This window comes from Mesorhizobium sp. M0626 (assembly GCF_040320665.1).
Taxonomy (GTDB): Bacteria; Pseudomonadota; Alphaproteobacteria; order Rhizobiales; family Rhizobiaceae; genus Mesorhizobium.
The window spans coordinates 92,108-118,038 of the sequence record NZ_JAMYQD010000005.1; the positions used below are offsets into that span (position 1 = coordinate 92,108).

Sequence of the window (25,931 nt, forward strand, 5' to 3'; positions counted from 1 at the left end):
CAGGACCTATTGCCATGAGCGCAGCACTTACCCCCTTCTCGGCCCGCCACATCGGTCCTGATGTAAACGATGTCAGAGCCATGCTTGCCGTGATCGGCGTTCCCTCTGTCGAGACGCTGATCAGCCAGGCTGTGCCGCAGTCGATCCGCCTCGATCTGCCGCTGACCCTTCCCGCGCCGGCGAGCGAAGCCGAAGCGCTGGCCGAATTGGCTGCGACCATGGCAAAAAACAGGGTGCTGAAGAGCTTCATCGGCGCCGGCTATCACGGCGTCCATGTGCCGCCGGTCATCCAGCGCAACCTGTTCGAGAACCCGGCCTGGTACACCGCCTATACGCCCTACCAGGCCGAGATCAGCCAGGGCCGCCTGGAAATGCTGTTCAACTTCCAGACCTTGGTCACCGAATTGACCGGCCTGCCGGTGGCTTCGGCCTCCCTGCTCGACGAAGCGACGGCGGTGGCCGAAGCGGTCGGCATCGCGCTGCGCCATCACCGCGACAAGCGCACCAAGGTGGCGCTGGCCGGCACGCCGCATCCGCAGACGCTGGACGTCGTGCGCACCCGCGCGGAGCCGCTCGGCATCGAGATCGATGGCGAGACCATCGACGACAACACCGCCGCCCTGCTGGTCTCCTGGCCGGACACGTTTGGCGTCTATGGCGACCACAAGGCGGCGATCGAGAAGGCTCGCGCCACCGGCGCCGTGGTCGTCTTCATCGCCGATCCGCTTGCGCTCACGCTGACCGAAGCGCCGGCCAGGCTTGGCGCCGACATCGCCGTCGGCCCGATGCAGCGCTTTGGCGTGCCGATGGGCTTTGGCGGCCCGCACGCCGCCTATTGCGCCGTCTCCGACAAGCTGACCCGGCTGATGCCCGGCCGCCTCGTCGGCCAGTCGATCGACAGCAAGGGCCGTCCCGGCTATCGCCTCGCCCTGCAGACGCGCGAACAGCATATCCGCCGCGACAAGGCGACCTCCAACATCTGCACCGCGCAGGCGCTGCTTGCCAACATGGCGACCGCATACGCGATCTGGCACGGGCCTACTGGTTTGCAGGCGATCGCAGCCCGAATCCATGAGCTCGCCAACGGCCTCGCAGCAGGCCTGAAAACCGCTGGTGTTTCCGTGCTCGGCTCAAGCCGTTTCGACACGGTGACGGCCGAAGTGAAGGGCAAGGCAGCTTCGATCGCCGCTGCCGCTGAAAAAGGTGGCCGGCTGCTGCGCGTCATCGATGCCGACCGCATCAGCATCGCCTTCGACGAAACCTCGACCGAGGCGGATCTCGAGGCTATCGCCGCCCTGTTCGGCGCCAAGTCCGGCGCTACTGAGGCCGGCGCGATGCCCGGCAAGCCGCGCGGCAAGGAGTTTCTGACCCAGCCGGTTTTCCGCGAAAACCACTCCGAGACCGACATGATGCGCCTGCTGCGCAGGCTAGCCGACAAGGATTTGGCGCTCGACCGCACCATGATCCCGTTGGGCTCCTGCACCATGAAGCTCAACGCGGCGGCCGAAATGATGCCGGTCAGCTGGCCTGTTGTCGCCAACCTGCATCCCTTCGCGCCGGCCAGCCATTCGGCCGGTTATCGCGCCATGGTCGGCGAGCTGGAAGGCTGGCTGGCGGAGATCACCGGCTTCGACGCCGTCAGCCTGCAGCCCAATGCCGGCAGCCAAGGCGAATATGCCGGCCTGCTCGCCATCCGCGCCTATCACCGTTCGCGTGGCGAAGGCCATCGCACCATCTGCCTGATCCCCCAGTCCGCGCATGGCACCAATCCCGCGAGTGCGGCGATGGCCGGCATGAGCGTCGTCGTCGTGCGTTGCCTGGAGGACGGCAATATCGACATGGACGATATGCGGGCCAAGGCCAACGAGCATTCGAAGAATCTCGCAGCCCTGATGTTCACCTATCCCTCGACGCACGGCGTCTACGAAGAAGGCGCGCGCCACCTGTGCGCTCTCATTCACGAGCATGGCGGCCAGGTCTATTTCGACGGCGCCAACCTTAACGCCCTGGTTGCTTTGGCGCGGCCCGCCGATATCGGCGCCGATGTCTGCCACATGAACCTGCACAAGACCTTCTGCATCCCGCATGGCGGCGGCGGTCCGGGCGTCGGTCCGATCGGCGTCAGGGCGCATCTGAAACCCTATCTGCCGGGTCATGTCACCGAAGGTTCGGCGCATGCCGTGTCCGCTGCCCCGTTCGGCAGCGCTTCCATCCTGCCGATCACCTGGATGTACATCCGCATGATGGGCGCCGCCGGCCTGAAGCAGGCGACGGAGACGGCGATCATCTCGGCCAATTATGTGGCGACGCGGCTCGCGCCGCACTTCCCGCTTCTCTACAAGGGCAGGCACGATCGCATCGCGCATGAATGCATCCTCGACACGCGCGTGCTCAAGGAGAGCGCTGGCATCAGCGTCGACGATATCGCCAAGCGGCTGATCGATTACGGTTTTCACGCGCCGACCATGTCGTTCCCTGTCGCCGGCACGCTGATGGTCGAGCCGACCGAATCCGAGCCCAAGCGCGAACTCGACCGGTTCTGCGAGGCGATGATCGCCATCGCCGGCGAGGCAGCGAAAGTGGCGAAGGGCGAATGGCCGCTCGAGGACAACCCGCTGGTCAATGCCCCGCACACGGCGGCCGAAACCCTTGCCGGCCAGTGGACCCACCCCTATTCGCGGCTGGAAGCGGCCTACCCCGCCGGCGATGTCGATACGGCGGCCAAATACTGGCCGCCGGTTTCGCGCATCGACAATGTCGCCGGCGACCGCAACCTCGTCTGCTCCTGCCCGCCGCTGTCGGAATATCTCGGCGCCGCCGAATAACACTCTGGCCTGTCAGGCTGAGCGCAGGGCCGGTCCGTCGGCTTTGCCGTTGAGGACAAGCACGCGATTTCGCCCGGCGTTCTTGGCCGCGTAGAGCGCCCGGTCGGCCTCGGCCAGCACTTCATCCAGGCTGCTGCCGTCTTCCTTGCCAAAGCCAATGCCGCCGCTGACGCTGCTGCGCAACGGCCCGCGCGGCGTCGGCACCACTTCCGTGCCGAAGGCGACGCCGATCCTGCTGGCGAAATCGTAGGCCTTGTCTTCGGTCATCCGAGACATGACCAACGCGAACTCCTCGCCGCCCAGCCGGAAGGCGTCGACGCCAACCCTGTCATACTTCTTGATGACTGCGGCGAAACGGCAGAGCACCCGATCGCCGACGGGATGGCCATAGACATCGTTGGTTCGCTTGAAGTGGTCGAGGTCGAACATGGCGACCGACATGAACGGGCCGAAGACGCGCTCGCGATAGAGCGAGTTCAAAGCCCGCCGGTTCATCAGACCGGTCAACGGGTCGGTCAGGGTCTCGGCCTTCAGTTCGATCTGTGCCTGCAGATGATGCAGCGACAGCGTCAGCGCGCCGAGAGCCGTCATGCAGGCGACCGCCACGACCGAATTCAACCGCTCGGCCCAATTGTCGGGTGCGACGCCGAGCACCCACTGGGCCCTTGACCAGAAGCACGGCGCCGCAGAGCCCGAAGGATACGCCGCAGACGCCGCTTAGCGCCGAAACGACCAGCAGGATGCCGCGATCCTGACCGCCCTTGATCCAGAACATCACCCCGATCGAGGCGAGCAGCACTGTTACCGTCGTATAGGTGAGGATGAAGCCGACACCATCGAAACCGAGATAGGTCACGCCGGCGCAGACAGCGATCGCGAGCATGGCCGGCAGGCGGCTGAAATTGCGCACACCAAGATATTGCATGGCCGAAAGTGAAAGCGCCAGGAAACCGAGGCTGAGCAGCGCCAACGCTGCCTGACAAAGCAACGGACTGGGCTCCCTCGTGTAGCGCCAGAAGACGATGACGTGGGCGACAAGGACGAGAATGCCGCACGCAACCGTCAGCACGAAGCGTGCACGCGGCGCCGTGAACCAGATCACAAACATGGTGACGCTCAGGCATGTGCCCGACAGCGCAGCCGCCAGCAATAGCGAACTGAAATCCAGCATGGATGAGCGGCAACCTTTGGGATCTTCGATTTGTGGCGCATCATAGGCATGCAACCGGCCGGAGATACCGTTTTCGGCCGGTTTTCAAAGCAACCTGCCGACAGGGTTTACAAAGCGTCGACTGCCGTCCCGCGAAGCTCGGCACGCGAGTGTCCCTAGTCTCAGCCCTTGTTGAGCAGCGCCAGATTGGCGTTGATCACGCTCGGGTCGGCCATGCCGGCCCTTGCTTCCATGAGCAGCGCTCTCGCCTTCTTCTTGTTGCCGCGCAGCAGCTGCGAATAGCCCATGTTGTTGACAATCTGCGGCTTGCGCCCGGCAACCTTCAAAAGCTGGTCGTAGGCGCGGTCGGCGAAGTCGAAGCGGCCGAGTTCGTCATAGGAGGCGGCAAGCCCCATCCATCCCTCGGCACTGTCGGCCTTCAGTTCCACGGCCTTGCGGAAATGCTGTTCGGCAAGGCCGTAATTGGCCTCGCGGAACTGCGCCTTGCCTTGCGCAAGGTCGGAGGTGCTGACGTCTTTTGCCACCGGTTGGATCGATGTGGTCTTGGTTTTGTCGACGTTGTCGGTCGTGCAGCCGCCGACCATCAAGACCGCCGCTAGCGCGGCCATTGCCGTGAAACTTCTGTGACGCATGCCCCTGGCCCCAATCGCCCGATTTACCGGGTCGTTCTCTGAGGAAGCAGACTACAACAGGGCGATTAAACTTCAGTGCGGAAACGCGCCTAAAATTTGGTTTCGGGCACAGAAGCCATTAACCAACCGAAGCCTATTCCGGCTCCAGCGCCTTGAGCCCCGCCGGAAACTGATAGCGCCTGCCGTCGTAGCGCAGCCGGTAGGTTCGTTTCATGGACCTGCCGGGATGGGACTGGCACTCGCCATTCTTGTCGACAGACGGATTGTCGGTGTCCAACCGCTCGAACACTGTGATGTCGTGATAGCCGTGATGTCTCGCCGGGCTCATCGCCAGGCTGACCCGGTTGGATTGAAAGGATCCTGCGCAATTGGTGTCGCCTTCGCCGCCAAAGCCGGCCACGATGATGCCGTCGAGCACCAGGCGCAGAGCACCGCCGTCAAGGGCATAGAGCCGCAGGTCGGTTTCACTGAAAGGATTCGGCTGCGAATGGTTTGCCATGTCGATGCGCAGGCCGAAGGCGCCGACATCGGGCGCCAATCTGTAGCGCCCGGTATCGAAGTCGATCTCGCGGATGCCGACGGCATCATCGGTCATCAGCCCGGGCTGGAGCAGGCGCTGGCGCACCTGCCGGGTCTTCCTGTCGACGACCAGAAGCTCGACATCGCCGACATGCCCGTCGTCGCTGGATTGGGAGCTGTCGATCAGCGGCACGGCGACCAACAACAGGTCGTCATGGGCGGGCCAGATCTTGCAGACCACGCCGAATGGCGCATCGCCATCCCAAAGCGTCTGGGCGATGCTGGTATGAGGTTCGAGCGTGAAGGAGGCGCCATCGGCACTCTTTTGGGCCTTGGGATATGCCTGCTGCACCAGAGCGGCAGCGTCGCCGCAATCGTCGGCCGCGGCCGAGGCCGGCGACAGACTGGCCGCGGCGAGGCCGAGGAAGGCGGTGCACAAGACTATTCGCATGGACGGCTCACTCATTTTGCTTTTTTCGGATTTTGCCGAAGGAGAGCGGCCAAACCGGCCGGATATGACATCCAGGCGAAGCGTAGTTGAAGTGAGTAACCGCAGAAAGCCGCCGGGCGGCCACTTGGTATCTACTGCCTTGGTATCTACTGAACCGCCGTCATTTTGACGATGATCGGGATGACGGCGATCATCAGCACCACCGGCAGGATGCACACCACCACCGGCACCGACATCTTGGCCGGCAAGGCATGTGCCTTCTCCTCGGCCAACGACATGCGCTTGTGGCGCATTTCGTCAGAGAACACGCGCAGCGCCCCGGCGAGGCTGGTGCCGAGTTCCTTCGACTGCTGCAAGAGCGTGGCGAAGGAGCGCACCTCGTCCAGGCTGAGGCGGTCGGCGAGCGCCTTCAATGCATCGTCGAGGCTGCGGCCGGCCCTGAGTTCCAGCGACACCAGCTGCAGATTCTGGCTCAGCGACGGATAGGTCTTGGCCAGTTCCTTCGAGACGCGCTCGATGCCGGCCTCCATGCTCATGCCAGCATCGGAGCAGACGATCATCAAATCCATGAAGTCGGGAAAGCCGTTGCGGTATTCGCGCATCTTTTCCCGCACCTTCTGGCTGAGCACCAGGCCGGGCACGAAATAGCCGGCGGCTCCCGACAGGATGATGAAGGTCCAGCGGCTGGTCGCGGTGGAATCGGCGCTGCCCATCCAATGGTTGACCAGGAACGCGCCGATCGCTGCGCCCACCAGGCAGGCGAAGCGGATCAGGAAGAATGTGCCGACCGCGCGCGGCTCCATATAGCCCGCCTGGATCAGCTTCATACGCAGCCGGGCGACATTTTCCGGATCGCTCTTGGCGTAGAATTCCTGCGCCCGCTTCACCGCCTTCTCGCGCACGACGCTCTGGTTCTTCTTCGGCGCCACCTCGGCCTGTTGGGGAGTCTTGCTGTCGTCGATCTTGAGCCGGCGCTTGAGATCGTTGCGGTCGCCTTTGGCCACCACCAGCGGCCATGCCACCGCGCTGCCGCCCAACGCCAGCAGCATCGCGGCTACCGGCATCAGCGACGTCGGCGCCAGCGAGGCAAGAAACTGGATCACCTGCTCCATCTCAGAACCGGAAGTTCGACATCTTGAACATGATGATGTTGCCCAGCATCAGCCATGTCACCGAACCGCCCAGCAGATACCAGGTCTTCGGCACATCCCAGACGCTTTGATAAAATTGCGGCATCATCACCATGATGGCGGCGAACAGCAGCGCCGGCACCGCCGTCAGGATATAGGCCGACATACGACCCTCGGTCGAAATGGCGCGCACCTTGCGGCGCAGCTTGCCGCGTTCGCGGATCGTCGTCGACAGCCCGTCGAGGATCTCGCGCAGATTGCCGCCCGAACTCGTCTGGATGGAAACCGCGGTGACGAACAGCGGCAGATCCTCCTGGCCGACGCGATCAAACAGTGAATTCAACGCCGAAACCAGGTCGGAACCATAAGTCACCTCGTCGGAGATAACGCCGAATTCGGTGCCGATCGGATCGGGCATCTCGCGCGACACCATGGAGATCGCCACCGGAACCGGATGCCCGGCCTTCAAGCCGCGCGTGATCAATTCCAGCGCCTCCGGCAACTGCACGCCGAAACGCTTCACCCGCCGGGCACGCTTGGAACGCAGCACAATTACCGGCAGCAGCGCTGTCAGCACCACAAACAGCAAAATGGCGAGCAACAGCGGCAGGCCGTACCAGAGCGCGACGAGCATCATCGCCAGCGCCACGCCCGTCGTCATCGTCAGGAATTTCGGCAAGGGCATCACCATGCCAGACTGCGTGCGCAGCGCGCGAAAACGGTCGGGCGAGAAGAATGACGTGCCGGAATCGAGGCCGCGTTCCTTGCGCAGCTGGATCAGCACCTGTTCCTGGCTGATCTTGTTTTCCTGCAGCTTCATGCGCCGGTTGATAGCCAGGCGCTTGTCGCTGCGGCCGGCATAGAGCAGATAGCAGCCTTCGGCGATCATGATGCCGGTCAGCGCTGCCGCGGCATAGACGACATAGATCGGGCTGAAATTCTCGAACACCCGGCTACTCCTGCGGCCGGCCGGGTTCGAAATATTTGCCGGGGAATTCAATGCCCATATTGCGCAGGTCCTCGAGGAAACGCGGGCGAATGCCGGTCGCCTCGTAGTGACCGAGGATCTTGCCGTCGGCTTCCATGCCGGTGCGCACGAAGCGGAATATCTCCTGCATCTGGATGACGTCGCCTTCCATGCCGGTCACCTCGGCGACGCTGGTCACCTTGCGCTTGCCGTCCGACAGTCGCGTCAGCTGGACGATAAGGTCGAGCGCGCTGGCGATCTGGCTGCGGATCGACTGCACCGTCATCGGCATGCCGGTCATGCCCAGCATCTGCTCGAGGCGCGAAATGGCGTCGCGCGGCGTGTTGGCGTGGATGGTCGCCATCGAGCCTTCATGGCCGGTGTTCATCGCCTGCAGCATGTCGAAGGCCTCCTCGCCGCGGCACTCGCCGAGGATGACGCGGTCAGGGCGCATGCGCAGCGCGTTCTTGACCAGGTCGCGCTGCTTCAGCTCGCCATGACCTTCGATGTTGGCGGGGCGCGTTTCCATGCGCGCGACATGCGGCTGCTGCAGCTGCAGTTCGGCCGCGTCCTCGATGGTGATCAACCGTTCGTCTTCCGGAATAAAGGCTGACAATGCGTTGAGCATTGTCGTCTTGCCGGTGCCGGTACCGCCCGAGATGATGGTCGTTTTGCGGGCGTGGACTGCAGCCGCCAGCACCTCGGCCATGTTCTGGGTGATGGCGCCGAACTCGACCAGCTTGTGCAGGCCGAGCTTGTTCTTTGAAAACTTGCGGATCGACACCAGCGGCCCGTCGACGGCGACCGGGCGAATGGCGGCGTTGAAGCGCGAGCCGTCGAGCATGCGGGCATCGACCATCGGCTGCGATTCGTCGACCCGGCGGCCGACGGCGGCGACGATCTTGTTGACGATGCGCAACAGGTGCGCCTCGTCCTTGAACGGGATATGGACCTGCTGCAGCTTGCCCCGTTTTTCGACGAAGCAGTTCTGGTGGCCGTTGATCAGGATGTCGTTGATGTCGGGGTCCTTGAGCAGCGGTTCCAGCGGGCCGAGGCCGACCATCTCATCGACGATGTCATCGACCAGCGCTTCAAGTTCGACGGTGTTGATCGCCATACGCTCCTGGCGGGTCTTTTCCGACACGAACTCCTGCACCTGCCGGCGCATCTCATCCTTGGGCAGGCGCTCCAGCGCGACCAGGTTGATTTCCTCCAGCAGCAGCCGGTGGATGCGCACGCGGGCATCGAGCACCTTGTTGGCGCTTTTTCCCGGTGTTGTCTCCGGCTTCGGCGGCAAGGCCTTGCGGTTCGTCGGGATGACCACGGCGTGATGCGCGACCGGCGCCGCCTCGGCCGGCTTCAGCGCGCGGACGTCACGGTTCTGCAGGGTCGAGAAGCGGCTGGTCATCCGGCTTTCCTCTTCAGGAGGCCCCTGCCGATGCCGAACAGCGAGCGCGATTTCTCCGGCGTCACGACGGCTTCTTCCGGCAGGATGATCCTCTTCAGATCGTTGACGACATTGGCGTTCGGATCGATCTCATGCAGCGGCACGCCGCGGTCGACCGCTTCGCGCACAAGCCGGTAATTGTTGGAGATGCCGCCGACGAAATGCTCGCCGAGGATTTCCTGGACATCCGCCTGCTTGATGCCGTTGTCGAACATCTTCTGCTCGAAACGATTGACGATGACGTTCGGCTTCACTTCCTTGCCGGCCGTCTCGTAGACCGCCTGGATCAGCCGCTGCGTGTGGCGCAGGCATGGCACCGTCATTTCGGCGACGATGTAGAGCTTGTTGGAGCCGAGCAGCACCGTCTCCGTCCACGGAAACCAGGTGCGCGGCATGTCGATGACGACGTTGTCGAAATAGGCCGAGACGAGATCGAGCATGCGCACCACGACATCGGTCTTGAACGAGCGCATTTCCGACGGATGCGTGGGCGCCGCCAGCACGCAGAGCCCGCTCGCATGCTTGGACAGCATCACGTCCAGCAGCTGACGGTCGAGGCGCTCGGGCTGGTTCTCGATTTCGGTGATGTCGAAGCGCGGCTCCAGGTCGAGATATTCGGCGCAGGCGCCTTGCTGGAAGTTGAGGTCGACCACGCAGGTCGACGCGCCACGCGTCACCGAATGATGCAGCTGGAAGGCGGTCTGCAGCGCCAGCGTCGTGGTGCCGACGCCGCCGGCGGCCGGCATGAAGGTATAGATCTGCGACTCGGTGTTTTCCTCGCGCCCCGGCCCTTGCAGCGCGCGCACGACCGACCGCACCAGATCGGCGGTGGTGATCGGCTTGACCAGGAAATCAGCGACCTGGAGCTGCACCAGGATGCGCACCGCGGCGGCGTTGAATTCCTGGGTGACGACGACCACGGGAACGCGGCCTTCGAGCCGGCGCATGATGCGCTGCAGCGACTCGATCTCTTCCAGCTTTGCCGCATCCATGTCGACGATGAGCGCGCCGAAATCGGCTTCCTGTACCTCGCCGCGCAGTTCGGTAATGTTCTTCTCGACGGTCGAAAGCTGGATCACCTCCGAGGCCGCGAACGCGGTGCGCGTATCCTGCGCAAAGGTCCGGTCGCTGGACACCAGCAGGATCTTCTTGGTCTTGATGCCGCTTGCCATTTTGTCAGCCTGTCAGGTCATTCCCGGTCAAATCACCGGGCAAATCAATCGGTTGTCGCTGTCGGTTGCACGGCCTTGGCGGCAGCAGCCTGGTCGGCGGCGTTGACTGCCGCCTCACTGCGCTGCGCCGGCACCAGCAGCCTGGTGTTCTGGACGCCGTATTTCCAGGGATCGACCATCTGCATGGCCGTATTGGCGGCCTGTGCGTTGCCGGCGGCAATCGTCGGTCCCTCGGAGCGGACATAGTCGTCGCTGGTGCAGCCGCTGGCGAGGCCGGCGAGCAGCAGGGCGATGCATGATTCCACGCGCATGGCTTCAATCCTTCGGCAGGTCGAGGAAATGCCCGACGGTGGTGACCGCGGCCGGCTGTGCCGTACTGCCGCTGGCCATTGCCACTGCACGATTGGCTTCGGACGATTTCACTTCCTCGGTGTTGTTGAGGAAATAGTCGACATTGCTGGCCGGCTGCGTGCCGTCGGTCGGCTCGAGCAGCTTCTTCGACGGATCGACCGGCTTGACCAGATAGGGGGTGACGATGATCACCAGATCGGTCTCGCGCCGCTGATAGGATTTGGAGGAGAACAGCGAGCCGAGCACCGGCAGCTTGCCGAGGCCGGGAAGACGCGATGTGGTAATGTCGTTCTGTGACTGCAGCAGGCCGGCGATCATGAAGCTCTGGCCATTCTTCAGGTCGACGGATGTTTTGGCGCGGCGCACGATAAAGCCCGGGACCGAGATATTGCCGATATTGTAGGAGGCCGAAGCGTCGATCGAGGACACTTCCGGCGCGATGTCGAGGCTCACCAGCCCGTCCTTGAGAACCGTCGGCGTGAAGTCGAGGCTGACGCCGTATTTCTTGTAGCTGACGGAAATCTTGCCATTGTCCTCGGAGACCGGGATCGGGAACTCGCCGCCGGCGAGGAAGCTTGCCGTCTGGCCCGAGCGGGCGATCAGGTTCGGCTCGGCCAGCCGCCTGGCGAGACCACGTTCCTCCAGCGCCTTGATGGCGACGTCGATCGACAGGCCGTTGGACAGCAGCCGGCCGATGATCTCGCCATTGCCGGCTCCCGGCACCGAGCCCGGCTCGAGGGTGACGTCGCGCCCGCCAATGCCGTAAGCGAAATTGGCGCTGTATTTGGCGCCGAGATCCTGTCCGGCCTGGCGATTGATCTCGACGAAGCGGACGTTGAGCTGAACCTGCTGCGAGGACGAGATGTTGACCGAATTGATCACTTCTTCATTGCCGGAGAAGCGGCTGGCGATCTTGCTTGCCTTCTCGGCGGCGACCGCGTCATCGGCCTCGCCCGACAGCACGACGCGGCCATTGGCCGAGCCGACCTTGATCTTGGCGTCCGGCACGCTGGCGCGAATGGTGCTGGCCAGCTGGTCGGTGTCCAGCGTCACCTCGATGTCGACGGTGCCGACCAACTGCTTGTTCTCGTCGAACAGCGCGATGCCGGTGGTGCCGAGATTGTTGCCCAGCACATAGAAGGATTTGTCGGTCAGCGGATTGACGTTGGCGATCTCCGGATCGCCGATGACGATCTGATAGAAGGCGGCATTGGTCATGACCGTCTTCGGCTTGCCCTTGGCCACCTTGATCGACGCATTCGTTGTCGACGAGACATGGACGATATCGTTGTCGGCCTTGGCTGGCGCGCTGAGGCCGAGCATTGCGGCCGCGGCGAGGCAAGCCGCTATCGCGAGCGCCCGCATTGGGCGCAGTCCTTTCGTCGTCTGAAATGCATGAAGTCCCGACATCTGTCCCGTCCCTCGCCCGGTCCCCACCGGCAGTTATTGCTGGTCCCGCGCAGGAACCTGGTATTCTTCGACCTGCGTGCCGCGCGTCACGATGATCGTCTTGAATTTCGGCTTCTCAGGCTCCTTGGTCGCGGCAGTGAACAGCGCGCCGGCAGCGGCCTGGACGCCGGAGGCGACCGATCCGCCGAAGGACGAGATGGTGGTGACGCCGTCCTTGGCGGCCCCTCCGTCTGCGGCCGAGCGGAGCGACAGCGACAAGGTGCCGACGGTGCGGGCAAGCGCCACTTTCTGCGCGCCTTCGGTCGTCACCTCGATGGTGACGGAATTGGCGATCTGCGGTGTGGTCTGGCGCTCGTCGGCGCCCTGCCCCACGGTCAGCACCTTGGCGTCGGAGACGACGATCTCGGAGGTAACGGTCGATCCGGCAGCGCCCTGCGCGTTCTTGGCCACTTCCTGGATTTCGCCCGCATCGCGTGTCAGCACCACGTCGACCCGGTCGCCCGGCATGACGAAGCCGCCGACACCGGCGATCTCGTCGGTGCGGATTGTCACCGCCCGCATGCCGGGCGTCATCATGTTGGATAGCGTCGCGCGGCCGTTCGGCCCCGACAATTTGCTGATCAGCACCGGCTCGTTGATCTCGATCGGCGACAATACCACGCGGCTGCCTTCGGCGAGCAATGCATTGACTGTGGTGAATGCGCCCTGCGGCACCGAATCCTCGGACCATGGGATTTCGCTGAGCTGCGCCCGGTCAAGCTCCATGCCGTAACGCAGCGGCGCGTTGGCCACCACGATGGTCTTGAAGACGACCTTGGGGACGGCGGGCGCCGGGATCGACGCCGTTTTCTCTTCGGCATCGGCCTTGGCCTGGCTTTTCACCCAGAAATCCGCGGCAAAGATTGAAATCGCGCCGAAGACGGCAGCGATGCCAATCATCGTTATGGCCTTGCCCCTCACAACCAACCCCTGACATTCGTGGTCTTTTGTTTTGTTGAGGCGACGCTAGGCCGCTTTGTTAAAGATTCAGGAATCGCGCCCGCTCCGCACGGACCTATTTCCGCCGGCTTGGTTATCGAAAGGTTTTAGGATAAGAAGGGTTTAATCCCCGAACGTAACAGGAACTTCCGTCGCTTGGCGCCGAAAAGCGTGGCAGTATCGACGGGTGATTCGCGGCACGGATTCTATGGTAGGCATGGACGACAACAACGATCTTTTCGGCAATCTGGAAAAGCAGCCCCAACCGGCTCGGACACCTTCGCGCCCGGCCGACCCGCTGGTGCAGGCCACGAAGCGTCCTGCCGCGACCAAGGACGGCAGCGAGGGCTATAGCGCCGCCGACATCGAGGTGCTGGAGGGGCTGGAGCCGGTGCGGCGCCGTCCCGGCATGTATATTGGCGGCACCGACGACAAGGCGATGCACCATCTGTTTGCCGAGGTCATCGATAATTCGATGGACGAGGCGGTCGCCGGCCATGCCACCTTCATCGATGTCGAGCTGTCGGCCGACGGATTTCTGACCGTCACCGACAATGGCCGCGGCATTCCGGTCGATCCGCATCCGAAATTCAAGAAACCGGCGCTCGAAGTCATCATGACGACGCTGCATTCGGGCGGCAAGTTCGATAGCAAGGTCTATGAGACCTCCGGCGGTCTGCACGGTGTCGGCGTCTCGGTCGTCAATGCGCTGTCGGACCATCTCGAAGTCGAGGTCGCGCGCGGTCGCCAGCTTTACCGCCAAAGGTTCTCGCGCGGCGTTCCGGTGAGCGGGCTGGAGCAGCTCGGCGAAGTGCACAACCGGCGCGGCACCAAAATCCGCTTCCATCCCGACGAGCAGATTTTCGGCAAGGGCGCCGCCTTCGAGCCGGCGCGGCTCTATCGCATGACCCGCTCGAAAGCCTATCTGTTCGGCGGCGTCGAGATCCGCTGGAGCTGCGACCCATCGCTGATCAAGGAAAAGGACCAGACGCCGGCCAAGGCGGAGTTCCATTTCCCCGGCGGCTTGAAGGACTATCTCAAGGCATCGCTCGGCGATGATTTCCAGGTGACCCGCGAAATCTTCGCCGGCAAGAGCGAGAAGCAGGGCGGCCACGGTTCGCTGGAATGGGCGGTGACCTGGTTCGGCGGTGACGGCTTCGTCAACTCCTACTGCAACACAATCCCGACCGGCGAAGGCGGCACGCATGAGGCCGGCTTTCGCAATGTGCTGACGCGCGGGCTTCGGGCCTATGCCGACCTGGTCGGCAACAAGCGCGCCTCGATCGTCACCTCCGAAGACGTGATGATCTCGGCGGCAGGCATGCTGTCGGTGTTTATTCGCGAGCCGGAATTCGTCGGCCAGACCAAGGACAGGCTGGCAACGATCGAAGCCATTCGCATTGTCGAGACCGCCATCCGCGATCCCTTCGACCACTGGCTGGCCGACAATCCGCAGGAAGCCTCCAAGCTGCTGGAATGGGTGATTGCGCGCGCCGACGAGCGGGTGCGCCGGCGCCAGGAAAAGGAAGTGTCGCGCAAGAGCGCGGTGCGCAAGCTGCGCCTTCCCGGCAAGCTCGCCGACTGCACGCAGAATGCCGCCGCGGGCGCCGAACTGTTCATCGTCGAAGGCGACTCGGCCGGCGGCTCGGCCAAGCAGGCGCGCGACCGCGCCAGCCAGGCGGTGCTGCCGCTGCGCGGAAAAATCCTCAACGTCGCCAGCGCCGGCAACGACAAGCTAGCCGCCAACCAGCAGATTTCGGACCTGATTCAGGCGCTCGGTTGCGGCACGCGCTCGAAATACCGCGACGAGGATTTGCGCTACGACCGCGTGATCATCATGACCGACGCCGACGTCGACGGCGCTCACATAGCCTCGCTGCTGATCACCTTCTTCTACCAGGAAATGCCGAACCTGGTGAATGGCGGCCATCTCTATCTGGCGGTGCCGCCGCTCTATTCGATCCGGCAAGGCGGCAAGGTTGCCTATGCCAGGGACGATGCGCACAAGGACGAGCTGTTGCGCACCGAATTCACCGGCCGCGCCAAAGTCGAGATCGGCCGTTTCAAGGGCTTGGGCGAAATGATGGCCGCGCAGCTCAAGGAAACCACCATGGACCCGAGGAAGCGCACGCTGCTCCGGGTCGATGTCATCGACGCCGTGGCGGCGACCAAGGATGCTGTCGACGCGCTGATGGGCACCAAGCCGGAAGCCCGCTTCCGCTTCATCCAGGAACGCGCCGAATTCGCCGCGACGGAAGTGCTGGATATCTGAGCGCCGGCCGACTCTTCGTTTTGACGCAGTTCCGGGCGGAAAACCGTTTCAAACTTTTCCTGGAACTGCTCTAGCCTGCACTTCCGATACGGAGACCAGCTTGTGATCCGGGCGCGGCTGAAGAGCTACTTCGAAACCAGTTTGGCGGGCCTGACGCAGCCGACGCGCTCGGATTGGATTTTCGCCCTGCGCACGGTTTCGGCCGGTCTGATCGCGCTTCTCGCTGCTTACGCGTTGAAACTCCACCACCCGCAATGGGCGATGATGACGGTCTTCATCGTCGCCCAGCCGGTCGCCGGCATGGTGCTGGCGAAAGGTTTTTACCGGCTGCTCGGCACGCTGGCCGGTGGACTTGCGGCGATCGGCATCACCTCGGTTTTCGGCACCAATCCCTGGCTGCTGGTCACGGCGCTATCCGTCTGGATTGGGCTGTGCACGCTCGTTTCGTCGCTGCTGCGCAATCCGGAAGCCTATGGCGCCGCACTTGCCGGCTATACCGCGATGATCATTGGGCTGCCGGCTTTCGGCCAGCCGCACGTGGTCGTCGATCTCGCTGTCGCGCGCTGCGCCGAGATCGTGCTCGGCATCGTCTGCGCCGGCCTGACCAGCCGGCTGATCCTGCCCAAGCTGGCCGCTGACGCCATCATCTCCAGGCTGAAGCGCAGCATCCTCGACCTTGCAACCTATGCAGGCGGCGCTTTTTCCGGTGGCGACCCGGCGACGCTGGCCGGCCTGCACCGCAAGCTGATCACCGACGCCCAGATGCTTGCCGAGATGCGCGCCTATGCCCGGCTCGAAGCACCGAGCTTCGCCACCCGCGCCCATCCGGTCCGCCTAACCATCGGTCAGCTTCTCTCGGCGCTGTCGGCGGCGCGCGCGCTGCATTCGCATGCCGCGCCGAAAAACGCAGCGCTCATTCCGGTACGCTCCGAACTGCAGTCGTTGGTCAGCGAGCTGGCAGCGACGCCCGAGGCGCTGGACGACACGTCGCCCTGGGTGACGCGGCTCGACGCGATTGCCGGCAAGGCCCGGCAAATGCCCGACGCCTCGACCGATCAGGGCGACGACAGGGTCGGCACCATAACCCGCCTTACCATCGCCGCCGATTTCGCCGAAGCCTTCAAGCAGGTGCTGCGCGGCCTCGACGCCCTGCGCGCACCGGTGACGGGCCCCAGCCGGAGCAACAGGCAGCCGCCTGCGCTGGTGGTGCACCGCGATTATCCCGGGGCTTCGCGCAATGCCATACGCGCCGGCCTTGCCACGTTGGCGGTCGCCGCCTTCTGGCTGACGACGAAATGGTCCGACGCGGCCGGCACCGTCATCCTCGTTGCCGTCGTCTCCAGTCTTTTCGCCGCGCGGCCTGACCCGGTGCGGGTGTCCTGGGGCTTCTTCAAGGGAACGCTGCTGGCTTTGCCCTTTGCCTTCCTTGTCGGCCAGGTCGCGCTGCCTGCCCTGCCCGGCTTCGGCTGGTTCACGCTGTTTGTCGTGCCGATCCTGGTACCGACGGCGCTGGGCATGGCCAATCCGCGCACCGTCGGCGTGGCGACGGCGTTTGCAATCAATTTCCTCGCCTTCCTCAGCCCGCATCAGGCGATGACCTATGCCCCAGGCCCGTTCTTCGCCGGCTCGGCGTCGGTGCTGGTCGGCATCCTGCTGGCCATCGGCGTCTTCATCGTGGTGCTGCCGGTCGATCCATGGCGCGCGGCCAACCGCATCGTGCGCGCCATGCGCGAGGATCTGGCGCGGCTGTGTCTGCACGAGCGGGTACCGCGGCGTTCGGCCTTCGAGAGCCTGGCCTATGACCGCATCAACCAGCTGATGCCGCTCTTGCAGAATGCCGGCAGGAAAGGCGATGCGATCCTGGGCGGCGGGGTCGCCGCCGTTACCGTCGGCCTCGAAATCCTGCGCCTGCGCGCCGCGCAGCAGAGGCCGTCCACTCCTACCGACACCGCGCTCTCGATCGCCAATTTCCTGCGCGGCCTCGCGCGTGAACTGCTCTTTCGCGCAACCGGCGATCCACAGACAGCAACTGTCACTGTGGCCCGGCAATATGCAGCCAGCCTTTCAGAGCGCAGCGGCGGTGCGGATATGCTGCAGATCGCAGCCTCGCTGCGCATCATCGCCGCCGCGATTCGAGGATTTCCCGGATTTCTTCACCAGGGATCGTGGCTAGGGCGTCAGGCCGCGGCTATCGCCAGCGCATGCCCGCGCGCGTTTTCCCGCAGCGCGTCGAGATGGATCGACTTGACCAGGCCGGCGAGATCGCCCTCAGTGGATTGACCTCCGAGTTCCTTCAGCATCAGCCAGCTGACTTCCTGCACGCCGGCGAGGCGCTTGCCGTTGGCGACTTCGCGCCAGATCTTGAGCGCGCGCAGCATGATGCCATGGGTGGAAGCGGCAAGGCCGGCGCTGCGGAACAGCGCCTGCAACGCAACGTCCTGGCCGCCGGCGAGCAAGGCCCGCACCCGCTGCTCCGACTGCTGGCTGAGCGCAACCAGGGCCGAGCCGAAAAAGTCGACCTTGCCGTGGGCAATGGCACGGATGATGAAACTTGCGGTCAGGTCGCCGCGCAGGCGCAGATGTTCGATAAGTGCCGCATGTTCCTCCGCGCGCGTGCCTTCGACCAGCCGCACCGAAGCCTTGACGCAAGCATCGCGCGTGACGCGCTCGGCTCTGGCCGCCCCCATCAGCGCCATCACCAGCGGCGAAGCCTTCAGCGTTTCGCCGAGCTTGACCAGTAGCATGTGCCGGCAGTCGGCCGGCAGCCGCACATCCGTGACCATTGCCTCGCGCAAATGAGCGATATGGCCATGCCGCTCGGCCATGCGGCGGAAGCTGAGCGACGCGATATCGGCGCCGTCATTGGCGAGCAGCGCCGCACACGCTTCCGGTTCGCCGATCTCGGCGATTGCCGCGGCAACCGCCATCGAAACGACCGGCCGGTCGGCGATCAGTTTTTGCGTCGCCTTGTGCCCGGCCGCGACGCGGTCGATCAGGTCGGCGTCCGTCAGCAGCGGGGAGCGCGCCAGCACCAGGGCTGCCACTTCCGGCTGATCGGAGGCAAGCGCGCTGATGATCTGCAGCGGCGCGTGATGGCTCATCGACAGCGCTTCGGCCATAGCCAGCCGCACCTTCGACGAGGCGTCGTCGAGCAGCAGCGTCAGCGCCGCTTCGGCCGCGCAACGGTCTTCGAAAGGCAGGTCGGAATTGACGTAGGCGCGGGCCAGCGCGCTCGCCGCCGCGGCGCGCTCCGAAACTCTCGCGGTGTAGATCCATTTGAGAAAATGCGAGACAACCATACTGCCTGCTACGCCCCTTGCCGGAAAGCTTCCGGCCCCAGGAATGACCCTAGGCAGAAATGGTTTACGAACGGTTCACCATGTTTATTAACTGGCTTGCGGGTGGCATGGGCAGCGCCTATCAACCGTCAGGCAGCGGAGGAGAAAAACGATGCCCGGGCTTTATCTCGAAGAGTTCGTCGTCGGACATGTCTTTCGGCACACGCTGCGCAAGACCGTCACCGAAAGCGATAACATGCTGTTCTCGGTGATGACGCTGAACCCGCAGCCGCTGCACATCGACTTCGACTTCGCCGCCAAGAGCGAATGGGGCAGACCGCTGGTCAATTCGCTGTTCACGCTCGGCCTGATGATCGGCATTTCCGTCAATGACATCACCGTCGGCACCACAATTGCCAATCTCGGCATGAAGGAGACGGTGTTTCCGCACCCGGTCTTCCACGGCGACACCATCCGTGTCGAAACGACGGTGCTCTCAGTCAGGGACTCGAAATCGAAGCCGGACCGCGGCATCGTCGAGTTCGAGCATCACGCCTACAATCAGAACGATGTCCTCGTTGCCAAATGCACGCGCCAGGCGATGATGATGAAAAAGGCGGCCTGATGCGCTCGCTGCTGTTTGTGCCCGGGGATTCCAAAAAGAAACTTGAGAAGGGTTTTGGCGCCGGCGCCGACGTGGTCATCGTCGACCTTGAGGATTCCGTGGCGCCACAAAACAAGCCGTCGGCACGCGACATCGCAGCACGCTTTATTGCCGGCAACAGGCAGCAGACAAGCTCCGCCATCTATATCAGAGTCAACGACCTATCGACCGGGTTGACCGACGATGATCTGGCCGCCCTGGTTCCGGTCAAACCCGACGGTATCATGCTGCCGAAGTCGAACAGCGGCCAGGATGTCCAGCAGCTATCCGTAAAGCTCCGCGTACATGAGGCCGAAAACGGATTGCCGGATGGCGCGATCAAGATCCTGCCGATCATTACCGAGACCGCTGCTGGGTTGCTGGCCGCCGCGACCTATGCCGGGGCAAGCGCCCGGCTTGCCGGCCTCACCTGGGGTGCCGAAGATCTGTCCGCGGCGATCGGTGCGCGGGCTGCGCGCGACGACAACGGTCGATACACCGATGTCTTCCGCCTTGCCCGCACCATGACCATCCTCGCCGCCGGCGCAGCCGAAGTCGCGGCGATCGACACGGTCTTCCCTGCCTTTCGCGACATGGCCGCCTTCGAAGCCGAATGCACGGAGGCCGAGCGTGACGGCTTTACCGGCAAGATGGCAATCCATCCGGCGCAAGTGCCGGTCATCAACGCCGCCTTCACGCCATCGGCGGAGGCAGTGCAACGCTCGCAGGCCATCGTCGCGGCCTTCGAGGCGGCCGGAAATCCCGGCGTGGTCGGCATTGACGGCAAGATGTATGACCGGCCGCATCTCAGGCTCGCCGAACGGCTTCTGGCTCGCGCCAAGGCAGCCGGGGTTTAGTCCCGCGCCAGCACGATGACCCGGTCCTCCGGCAGGTAGGCCAGCGCTTGCGACTTCAACGGGTTGACGGTGACGCCGCCCAGAGCCCGCTCATCATTCTGCGCAGCGCGAACGCGCCTATGCCCGATGGCGATCTCGCCGCGCAGACGCGCCGATTCCGCGATCGTCCAGAACGTCACCGGATGGTCGATGGCGACATAGTCGCCGACCGGACGCATGTAGATTTCGGAGCCCTCCTCGTCGAGCAGATCATCGAAGATCGCGGCGAGATGCTGGTTCTCCGATGCCTGCGCCAGCATCAGGCTGACCAGCCGGTTGCTGACGACGAAGTCATCGGCCTTGGTCACCGCCGCCAGCTCGCGGTTGCGCACGTCGATCATCTCGCTGACGATCGAGATGTGCGTGCCGGCATCCTCTGCGATTTTGCGCAGATGCAGCAGCGTCACCAGCGTGCGCGTATCGGCGGGCTGCGCTGCCATGGTCTCGCTGTAGCCGAGGACGAGCACGTGGTCGTAAGAAGGCACGTCCAGACTTGCCAGTGCTGTGCTGCTCGACGTGTCGGTGATGCGGCAGGAAACCGACAGATTGTCGCCGACGACCGGCAGGCCGGCAACTTCCTGCTCGAGGCCTGGCGTATCGGCGGCGATGGTCAGGATCGAACCCGGCGCGACGTAGCGCGACAGTTCATAGGTGATGATCGGACCGCGCCGGTTCCAGCCAAGGATCAGCGTGCTCTCCGGCTTCGCCTCAATGGGCTGATGGCGAAGAATCGCCGCGGTATCGATCTTGGCCGCCGCGCTTCCCAGCTTGATGGCCGCATCGTCCTCGGCAATGATGATGGCGCGCATGTCCTTGCCGATCACCAGCTCCGGTGGCGGGTTGAGGTTGACGCGCCCCTTTTCGTCGCAGAGCCCGATCAGCGCGCAATGCTCATACGCCATCGCCGCCTCGCCGAAGGTCTTGCCGGTGAGATCAGGCTGCTCGGTGGTGTAGATCTCGCAGCCGTCGAAATCGAGCAGCTCCGAATAAACGCCGCTGAGACCCGACTGCCGGCTCGAATGCACGACGATCCGCGAGATCAGCTGGTCGGCCAGGACAAGCTGCACCTCCGCCCCGCCGACGACGCGGGCGACCTCGGCGTTCTTTCCGTCGCGGATCTCGGCGGCGATGTTATAGGGCGCCGTGCGCCGGTTCGGGTCGTTGGCCAGCGCCAGCACCGTCTTGATGACCTGCGAATCCGGATCGTCGCCGTCCGGCGACAGCACGATGATCGAGCGCGAGGTCTGCGGGTTGACGATGGCCAGATCGTAGAGGTCGGTCGGGTCGCCGCTGCGGCAGATGATGCGTGTATTGCCCAGTCTGCCGACCTTGGCGGCGATCTCGTCCTCCATTGCGACCTTGTCCATATTGGCCATGACGACAATGCGCGGATGGCGGCGGCTGGCATTGGCAATGACGAGTTCGGAGATGACGTCGAAGATCGATGGCGACCAGTTGAGGATGATGGTGTGGTCGCTCTCCAGCACCCGCGAACGACCCTTGCGCAATTCATCGAGCTTGCTGTCGACGCCGGCGCTGAGCACGCCGATGAGGGCCGACACGACGAAGATGCCGGCAAGCGTGACGAACAGCATGACGAGACGGAAGGCCCAGCCGGTGTCGCCGCCCATCGTGCCGGAATCGAGCGTGCGCATCAGCGATTCCCAGAACGCTTCGAAGAAGTTCAACGGCTCGCCGCCCTCCGGCGCAATGCGGGTCACCGCAAGGAAAGCCGCGGCGGCAATGATGATCAGCAGCGAAGCAACTGCGAGCCAGCCGATCAGCGCGACCGGGCCGGCGGCCATGCTCTTGTCAAACCCATAGCGCAGCCGGGTTCCCAGCGAGTCTCGTTTCTTCATGTCGCCGGCAACCCCCAATATTCCCCATGGTCGATGCGCCGACCCCAACGCATCGCCGAAGCCGCTGTCTTAGCCTGTGTTTAAATAAAGGGGAATCGCTTTCGGGTGTCAGTCGTTCCACGGCCCCGCATAATCGGCATAGAGCTTTGCCGGATCTGGCCGCGGCCGTTCCGGCGCCGGTCCCTGATAGGAGCCAATATGGATAAACCCAACAACACGTTCCTGTGGCGCCAGTCCCAGCAGCGCCCGGCCCTCCGCCACGTCGGAATACCAGTTGCTGATCATGTTGGTGCCGTAGCCCAGCGCATTGGCTGCGATCATCAGGTTCATCGCCGCCATGCCGCCGGACAGGAACATTTCCCATTGCGGGATTTTTGGATTGTCCTTCGGAACCGACACCACGCCGATCACCAGCGGCGCGCGGGAAAACCGCGCCAGTTCCTGATTGCGGCGGTTTTCCGGCAGCGGTCCTTCGCGCTGTTCGGCGAGCGCCGCCAGCTTCCTGCCGATCTCGAAGCGCGCCTCGCCGCGATAAAGGATGAAGCGCCACGGCTCCAGCCGGCCGTGATCGGGCACCCGGCTTGCAGCCGCGATCATGGTCGCGATATCGCCATCGCTGGGCGCCGGTTCCTTCAATTCAGGAATCGGTGCGGAGTTTCGGGTCAGCAGGAAGTCGATGATCGGCGACGCCATGGGGGCCAGGTCTCCTAAAGCACTCGATTTTGAGCTGAAGCGCGCCATTGCGGATCGGGGCGGCTCGGGCATTGACGCGGGCGCGCCGGACGAAAGAACCTGTTGCCAAGGCGGTCGGACTCTTAAGCCTTGAAATTGCCACCGCCTTGGGCTTCAACGCAAGGCATGTTTGAGGGGACATCGCGCCTTTTCCTGATTTGGCTCGCCGTAGCGCTGTTTGCGCCGGCCTCGATGGCCATGGCGCAGAATGCCGACGGCATCGGCAATCTGAAACTCCCCGATATTTCGAGCTATGCACCGCCCAAGGGCGAGACGCCGCTGGCACTCGGTGGCGGCGGTGCCATAACGCTGTCGGCGCAGTTGACCGACAAGGGCGCCGACATCACGCGCGGCATCGTCTGGCGCGTCTTCAAGCCCGAGGCCGCCGGCGACGGCAAGCTGCCGATGGTGGCTTCCGCGCATGGCGGCAGCGCCGTGTTCCAGCTCGAACCCGGCAGCTATCTGGTCCACGCCTCATACGGACGCGCCGGCGCCACCAAGCGCATCACCGTCGGCAAGGACGCCAGGCGCGAAAGCCTGGTGCTCGATGCCGGCGGCCTCAAGCTCGACGCGGTGCTGTCGGGCGGCGTGCGTATTCCGCCGAAAAAACTGCGCTTCTCCATTTATGAGGGCACCGCCGAGGCCAATGGGGACCGCGCTTTGATCATTCCCGATGTCGAGCCGAACAGCGTCGTGCGGCTCAACGCCGGCGTTTATCATGTCGTCTCCACCTATGGCGCGGTCAATGCCGTTATTCGCTCCGACATCCGTGTCGAAGCCGGCAAGCTGACCGAAGCCACCGTCGAGCATCGCGCGGCGGAGGAGACCATGAAGCTGGTGCGCGAGACCGGCGGCGAGGCCATCGCCGATACATCCTGGTCGCTGCTCAACGAATCCGGCGATCCGATCAAGGAGGCCGTCGGCGCCTTCGCCTCGATGGTGCTGGCCGAAGGCCAATACACCATCATCGCCAAGAACCGCGACCGCATCTACCAGAAGGATTTCACCGTGGTCGCTGGGCAGAACCAGGAGATCGAGGTGCTGGCCACCGAGGCGTCGGCCATCGATCCCGAGGAAGGCGCCGACTAGGTTGTGGACTCATAAGCCCGAAGCCACAGCCGGACGGATCGACCTTGCGATTCGTTTCTAGGCACCGGTTGGAGTGGCCACGATCCGGCATTCGTGGTATGTTTTTGCGGCCTTGAAAGCATGACCCGTACCGCAGTTTGCCTTGGGAGATGCCAAATGCGCATGTCCTTGCTTTTCATTCCACTACTGCTTGCACCGATTGTATCGCATGCCGCCGGCATTCACGACGCCGCCATGAAGGGCGATGTCGCGGCGATCACGGCAGCGCTCGACGCTGGTGCCGGCGTCGATGAGAGCGACGGGCGCACGACACCACTCTATCTTGCGGTCAAAGGCGGTCATTTTGCAGCGGCAAAACTGCTCATTGAACGCGGTGCCGACGTCAACGCCGTCCCGGACCCGCGTTTGGGTCCTGCCCTTATTCTGGCTTTGGCAAAACGCAGGACCGATTTGATCAATCTGTTGCTGGACGGGGGCGCAAATCCAAATTCGAAGCGCAGCCGCGAAAACGCTATCCACATCGCGGTCAATCTCGGTTGCCTCGATTGCGTGAAAGCACTGGTTGAGGCCGGCGCGGACGTGAATGCGAAGACAAAGGACGGCAAGACACCGCTCCATCTGGCAAAATTCAAGGGGCAACGCGAAGTTGCTGACTATCTCATGTCGAACGGCGTCGTGTTGCCAACGCCAGCTCCGATCTCGATGAAGTTGGCTGCTGCCGATGTCGAGAAAGGCCGAACCTACTTCACACACGTGTGCCACGGTTGCCACAATGCCGAGCCACAGGGAGGGATCAAAACGGGACCGAACTTATGGGGCGTCGTCGGCCGCGACAAGGCATCTATGGCAAATATGCGTTACTCCGACACCTTGCTGGCCTTAGAGGGTGTATGGACGTACGAGGACCTGAACAAATATCTGCTTGAGCCCATGCTCACCACGCCGGGTGTTTACATGGAGGTGCCTGGCGTCCCGGACGAGACCGAACGGGTCAACCTGATCGCCTACTTGCGTACACTCAGCGACAAACCGCTCCCACTGCCCTAGGAGCTATTGAGCAAAAAGGCCGAGGTTGTCGAAAATTTGACCGACTGAACGTCGTTTATGAGTACACGCTCTAGTTAGCGTCTCTCAGGCTGCCTTGCGCATACGGCGCGGCAGGAAGTGGACGCGGCTGCGCGGTGCGTCGGGCGCCAGATCGAAGACGCCGCGATGAAGGCGATCAAGCAAGGTCTTGCGGTCGCGCAGCGGCTCCAGCTCATCCCAGCGCAGTACGTTGCCGACGCGAACGTCGATCGCTTTGCCGGACAGCCGCCGAATTCGCGGATGAGCATTGAAAGGCGCAACGTCAGCGACGCCTTGCCGACGAATTTCGCCAGCCTTCCTTCGCGCTCCCCCATGTTCATCGGGCCGCTGACCAGATGGAACAGCCGGCCGTTCTGCCCGGAAAAATGCATCGGCACCACCGACGCCTTGGCGTCCTGCACGAGGCGCGCCGGAAACATCTTCCACGGCAGGTCGCGCGCCCGGCCAAAGCCTCTCGGCGCGGTGGCGACGCCGCCGGCCGGAAATACCACTATGGTGACGCCCTCTTTCAACAGCCGCACTGCCTCGTGGCGCACCGCCATGTTGTTCTTCACCGCGTCCTTGGTCTCGGAAAAGTCGATCGGCAGCGAGTACGGTTCCATTTCGCGGACCTTCAGCAGATCCTTGTGGATCATGACGCGGAACGGACGCCCGAGCTGCTCGACCAGCGACAGCACTGCAATGCCGTCGCCAATGCCGAACGGGTGGTTGGCGACGATCACCAGCGGCGTGTCCGGCAGCCCCGCCGGCGGCCACCGATCGGTGCTGCGCACCTTGACGTCGATCAGCTCCAGCATGCGGCTGAACACCCGCTCGCCCGTCGGCGCCACCTGGCGGCGCCAGAAATCATAGAGCGCGGCATACCGGTCGCGCCCCGACAGACCTTCAATGGAATGGATGAACCAGCGCGTCAGCGCCGGCTGGCTCGCATTGGCGTAGGAGAGTTCGGGAAACGGCCTTTCCCGTATCTTCAGCTTGAGCATGGGGGCTCGTTACAAGGTTGGCGTGACAGGCATGTGAAAA

The 25,931-nt window shown here is 63.7% G+C and carries 19 protein-coding genes and 2 pseudogenes; 7 read left to right on the plus strand and 14 right to left on the minus strand.

What is annotated here, in order from left to right; genetic code table 11:
- The first annotated feature begins 14 nt into the window (after positions 1-14).
- Positions 15-2,825, plus strand: coding sequence for an aminomethyl-transferring glycine dehydrogenase (gene gcvP, locus NKI37_RS07630; RefSeq protein ID WP_352787219.1), 2,811 nt, complete (start codon positions 15-17; stop codon positions 2,823-2,825).
- 12 nt (positions 2,826-2,837) lie between these two features.
- Here gcvP and NKI37_RS07635 read toward each other — a convergent pair whose 3' ends face one another.
- From NKI37_RS07635 to cpaB, 10 genes are all read right to left on the minus strand, one after another.
- Positions 2,838-3,479 carry a GGDEF domain-containing protein gene (locus tag NKI37_RS07635; protein WP_352787220.1) on the minus strand — a complete coding sequence of 214 codons (642 nt, stop codon included), beginning with the start codon at positions 3,477-3,479 and terminating at the stop codon, positions 2,838-2,840.
- Between the two features lie 678 nt (positions 3,480-4,157).
- Positions 4,158-4,628: a hypothetical protein gene (locus NKI37_RS07640; protein ID WP_023667596.1), complete on the minus strand. Its 471-nt coding sequence runs from the start codon at positions 4,626-4,628 to the stop codon at positions 4,158-4,160.
- A 133-nt stretch (positions 4,629-4,761) separates the two neighbouring features.
- Positions 4,762-5,598 carry a PA3715 family protein gene (locus tag NKI37_RS07645; RefSeq protein WP_352787221.1) on the minus strand — a complete coding sequence of 279 codons (837 nt, stop codon included), beginning with the start codon at positions 5,596-5,598 and terminating at the stop codon, positions 4,762-4,764.
- A gap of 146 nt (positions 5,599-5,744) precedes the next feature.
- Positions 5,745-6,710, minus strand: a complete 966-nt coding sequence (locus NKI37_RS07650; RefSeq protein WP_023725707.1) for a type II secretion system F family protein — start codon at positions 6,708-6,710, stop codon at positions 5,745-5,747.
- Between the two features lies 1 nt (position 6,711).
- Entirely contained in the window at positions 6,712-7,677 is a 966-nt protein-coding gene (locus NKI37_RS07655) for a type II secretion system F family protein (RefSeq protein WP_023688292.1), read from the minus strand.
- A 4-nt stretch (positions 7,678-7,681) separates the two neighbouring features.
- Positions 7,682-9,103, minus strand: coding sequence for a TadA family conjugal transfer-associated ATPase (locus NKI37_RS07660; RefSeq protein ID WP_023667600.1), 1,422 nt, complete (start codon positions 9,101-9,103; stop codon positions 7,682-7,684).
- Positions 9,100-10,314 carry a CpaE/TadZ family protein gene (locus NKI37_RS07665; RefSeq protein WP_023667601.1) on the minus strand — a complete coding sequence of 405 codons (1,215 nt, stop codon included), beginning with the start codon at positions 10,312-10,314 and terminating at the stop codon, positions 9,100-9,102. The genes NKI37_RS07660 and NKI37_RS07665 overlap by 4 nt, the downstream gene beginning before the upstream one ends.
- 44 nt (positions 10,315-10,358) lie before the next feature.
- Complete coding sequence (locus tag NKI37_RS07670; RefSeq protein ID WP_352535530.1) at positions 10,359-10,625, minus strand: hypothetical protein; 267 nt, start codon at positions 10,623-10,625, stop codon at positions 10,359-10,361.
- A gap of 4 nt (positions 10,626-10,629) precedes the next feature.
- On the minus strand, positions 10,630-12,030 hold the full coding sequence (locus NKI37_RS07675; protein ID WP_352535529.1) for a type II and III secretion system protein family protein: 1,401 nt from the start codon (positions 12,028-12,030) through the stop codon (positions 10,630-10,632).
- Positions 12,031-12,108: 78 nt separating this feature from the next.
- On the minus strand, positions 12,109-13,014 hold the full coding sequence (gene cpaB, locus NKI37_RS07680) for a Flp pilus assembly protein CpaB (RefSeq protein WP_023681601.1): 906 nt from the start codon (positions 13,012-13,014) through the stop codon (positions 12,109-12,111).
- Between the two features lie 256 nt (positions 13,015-13,270).
- Between cpaB and parE the strand changes: the two genes are divergently transcribed.
- Entirely contained in the window at positions 13,271-15,325 is a 2,055-nt protein-coding gene (parE, locus tag NKI37_RS07685) for a DNA topoisomerase IV subunit B (protein ID WP_023691142.1), read from the plus strand.
- Between the two features lie 102 nt (positions 15,326-15,427).
- Positions 15,428-17,498 (plus strand): annotated as a pseudogene (locus tag NKI37_RS07690) (FUSC family protein).
- Between the two features lie 4 nt (positions 17,499-17,502).
- Here the strand turns inward: NKI37_RS07690 and NKI37_RS07695 are convergent.
- Positions 17,503-18,624 (minus strand): DUF2336 domain-containing protein, encoded by a 1,122-nt coding sequence (locus NKI37_RS07695; protein ID WP_023667607.1) that lies wholly within the window; start codon positions 18,622-18,624, stop codon positions 17,503-17,505.
- Between the two features lie 91 nt (positions 18,625-18,715).
- Between NKI37_RS07695 and NKI37_RS07700 the strand changes: the two genes are divergently transcribed.
- Positions 18,716-19,228 carry a MaoC family dehydratase gene (locus NKI37_RS07700; protein ID WP_444848965.1) on the plus strand — a complete coding sequence of 171 codons (513 nt, stop codon included), beginning with the start codon at positions 18,716-18,718 and terminating at the stop codon, positions 19,226-19,228.
- Entirely contained in the window at positions 19,228-20,103 is an 876-nt protein-coding gene (locus NKI37_RS07705) for an HpcH/HpaI aldolase/citrate lyase family protein (protein WP_352497761.1), read from the plus strand. Before NKI37_RS07700 ends, NKI37_RS07705 begins: the two co-directional genes overlap by 1 nt.
- Here the strand turns inward: NKI37_RS07705 and NKI37_RS07710 are convergent.
- Both NKI37_RS07710 and NKI37_RS07715 read right to left on the minus strand, forming a co-directional pair.
- Complete coding sequence (locus tag NKI37_RS07710; protein WP_352787225.1) at positions 20,100-22,001, minus strand: CASTOR/POLLUX-related putative ion channel; 1,902 nt, start codon at positions 21,999-22,001, stop codon at positions 20,100-20,102. The two genes, NKI37_RS07705 and NKI37_RS07710, sit on opposite strands and share 4 nt — an antisense overlap.
- A gap of 108 nt (positions 22,002-22,109) precedes the next feature.
- On the minus strand, positions 22,110-22,694 hold the full coding sequence (locus NKI37_RS07715) for a nitroreductase family protein (RefSeq protein ID WP_352514096.1): 585 nt from the start codon (positions 22,692-22,694) through the stop codon (positions 22,110-22,112).
- A gap of 165 nt (positions 22,695-22,859) precedes the next feature.
- Here NKI37_RS07715 and NKI37_RS07720 point away from each other — a divergent pair, with 165 nt between their 5' ends.
- Positions 22,860-23,822 (plus strand): RgsD C-terminal domain-containing protein, encoded by a 963-nt coding sequence (locus tag NKI37_RS07720; RefSeq protein ID WP_023695450.1) that lies wholly within the window; start codon positions 22,860-22,862, stop codon positions 23,820-23,822.
- Positions 23,823-23,978: 156 nt separating this feature from the next.
- Complete coding sequence (locus tag NKI37_RS07725) at positions 23,979-24,869, plus strand: ankyrin repeat domain-containing protein (RefSeq protein ID WP_023741479.1); 891 nt, start codon at positions 23,979-23,981, stop codon at positions 24,867-24,869.
- A gap of 84 nt (positions 24,870-24,953) precedes the next feature.
- Here the strand turns inward: NKI37_RS07725 and NKI37_RS07730 are convergent.
- Positions 24,954-25,891 (minus strand): annotated as a pseudogene (locus NKI37_RS07730) (lysophospholipid acyltransferase family protein).
- Positions 25,892-25,931 lie beyond the last annotated feature (40 nt).

Bases quoted from the DNA above. Each gene is read 5' to 3' on its own strand.
- NKI37_RS07640 (WP_023667596.1), bottom strand. From the start codon at position 4,628: ATGCGTCACAGAAGTTTCACGGCAATGGCCGCGCTAGCGGCGGTCTTG.
- gcvP (WP_352787219.1), top strand. From the start codon at position 15: ATGAGCGCAGCACTTACCCCCTTCTCGGCCCGCCACATCGGTCCTGAT.
- parE (WP_023691142.1), top strand. From the start codon at position 13,271: ATGGACGACAACAACGATCTTTTCGGCAATCTGGAAAAGCAGCCCCAA.
- NKI37_RS07650 (WP_023725707.1), bottom strand. From the start codon at position 6,710: ATGGAGCAGGTGATCCAGTTTCTTGCCTCGCTGGCGCCGACGTCGCTG.
- NKI37_RS07725 (WP_023741479.1), top strand. From the start codon at position 23,979: ATGCGCATGTCCTTGCTTTTCATTCCACTACTGCTTGCACCGATTGTA.
- NKI37_RS07645 (WP_352787221.1), bottom strand. From the start codon at position 5,598: ATGCGAATAGTCTTGTGCACCGCCTTCCTCGGCCTCGCCGCGGCCAGT.
- NKI37_RS07665 (WP_023667601.1), bottom strand. From the start codon at position 10,314: ATGGCAAGCGGCATCAAGACCAAGAAGATCCTGCTGGTGTCCAGCGAC.
- NKI37_RS07675 (WP_352535529.1), bottom strand. From the start codon at position 12,030: ATGCGGGCGCTCGCGATAGCGGCTTGCCTCGCCGCGGCCGCAATGCTC.
- NKI37_RS07705 (WP_352497761.1), top strand. From the start codon at position 19,228: ATGCGCTCGCTGCTGTTTGTGCCCGGGGATTCCAAAAAGAAACTTGAG.
- cpaB (WP_023681601.1), bottom strand. From the start codon at position 13,014: ATGATTGGCATCGCTGCCGTCTTCGGCGCGATTTCAATCTTTGCCGCG.
- NKI37_RS07695 (WP_023667607.1), bottom strand. From the start codon at position 18,624: ATGGTTGTCTCGCATTTTCTCAAATGGATCTACACCGCGAGAGTTTCG.
- NKI37_RS07710 (WP_352787225.1), bottom strand. From the start codon at position 22,001: ATGAAGAAACGAGACTCGCTGGGAACCCGGCTGCGCTATGGGTTTGAC.
- NKI37_RS07715 (WP_352514096.1), bottom strand. From the start codon at position 22,694: ATGGCGTCGCCGATCATCGACTTCCTGCTGACCCGAAACTCCGCACCG.
- NKI37_RS07720 (WP_023695450.1), top strand. From the start codon at position 22,860: ATGTTTGAGGGGACATCGCGCCTTTTCCTGATTTGGCTCGCCGTAGCG.
- NKI37_RS07660 (WP_023667600.1), bottom strand. From the start codon at position 9,103: ATGACCAGCCGCTTCTCGACCCTGCAGAACCGTGACGTCCGCGCGCTG.
- NKI37_RS07670 (WP_352535530.1), bottom strand. From the start codon at position 10,625: ATGCGCGTGGAATCATGCATCGCCCTGCTGCTCGCCGGCCTCGCCAGC.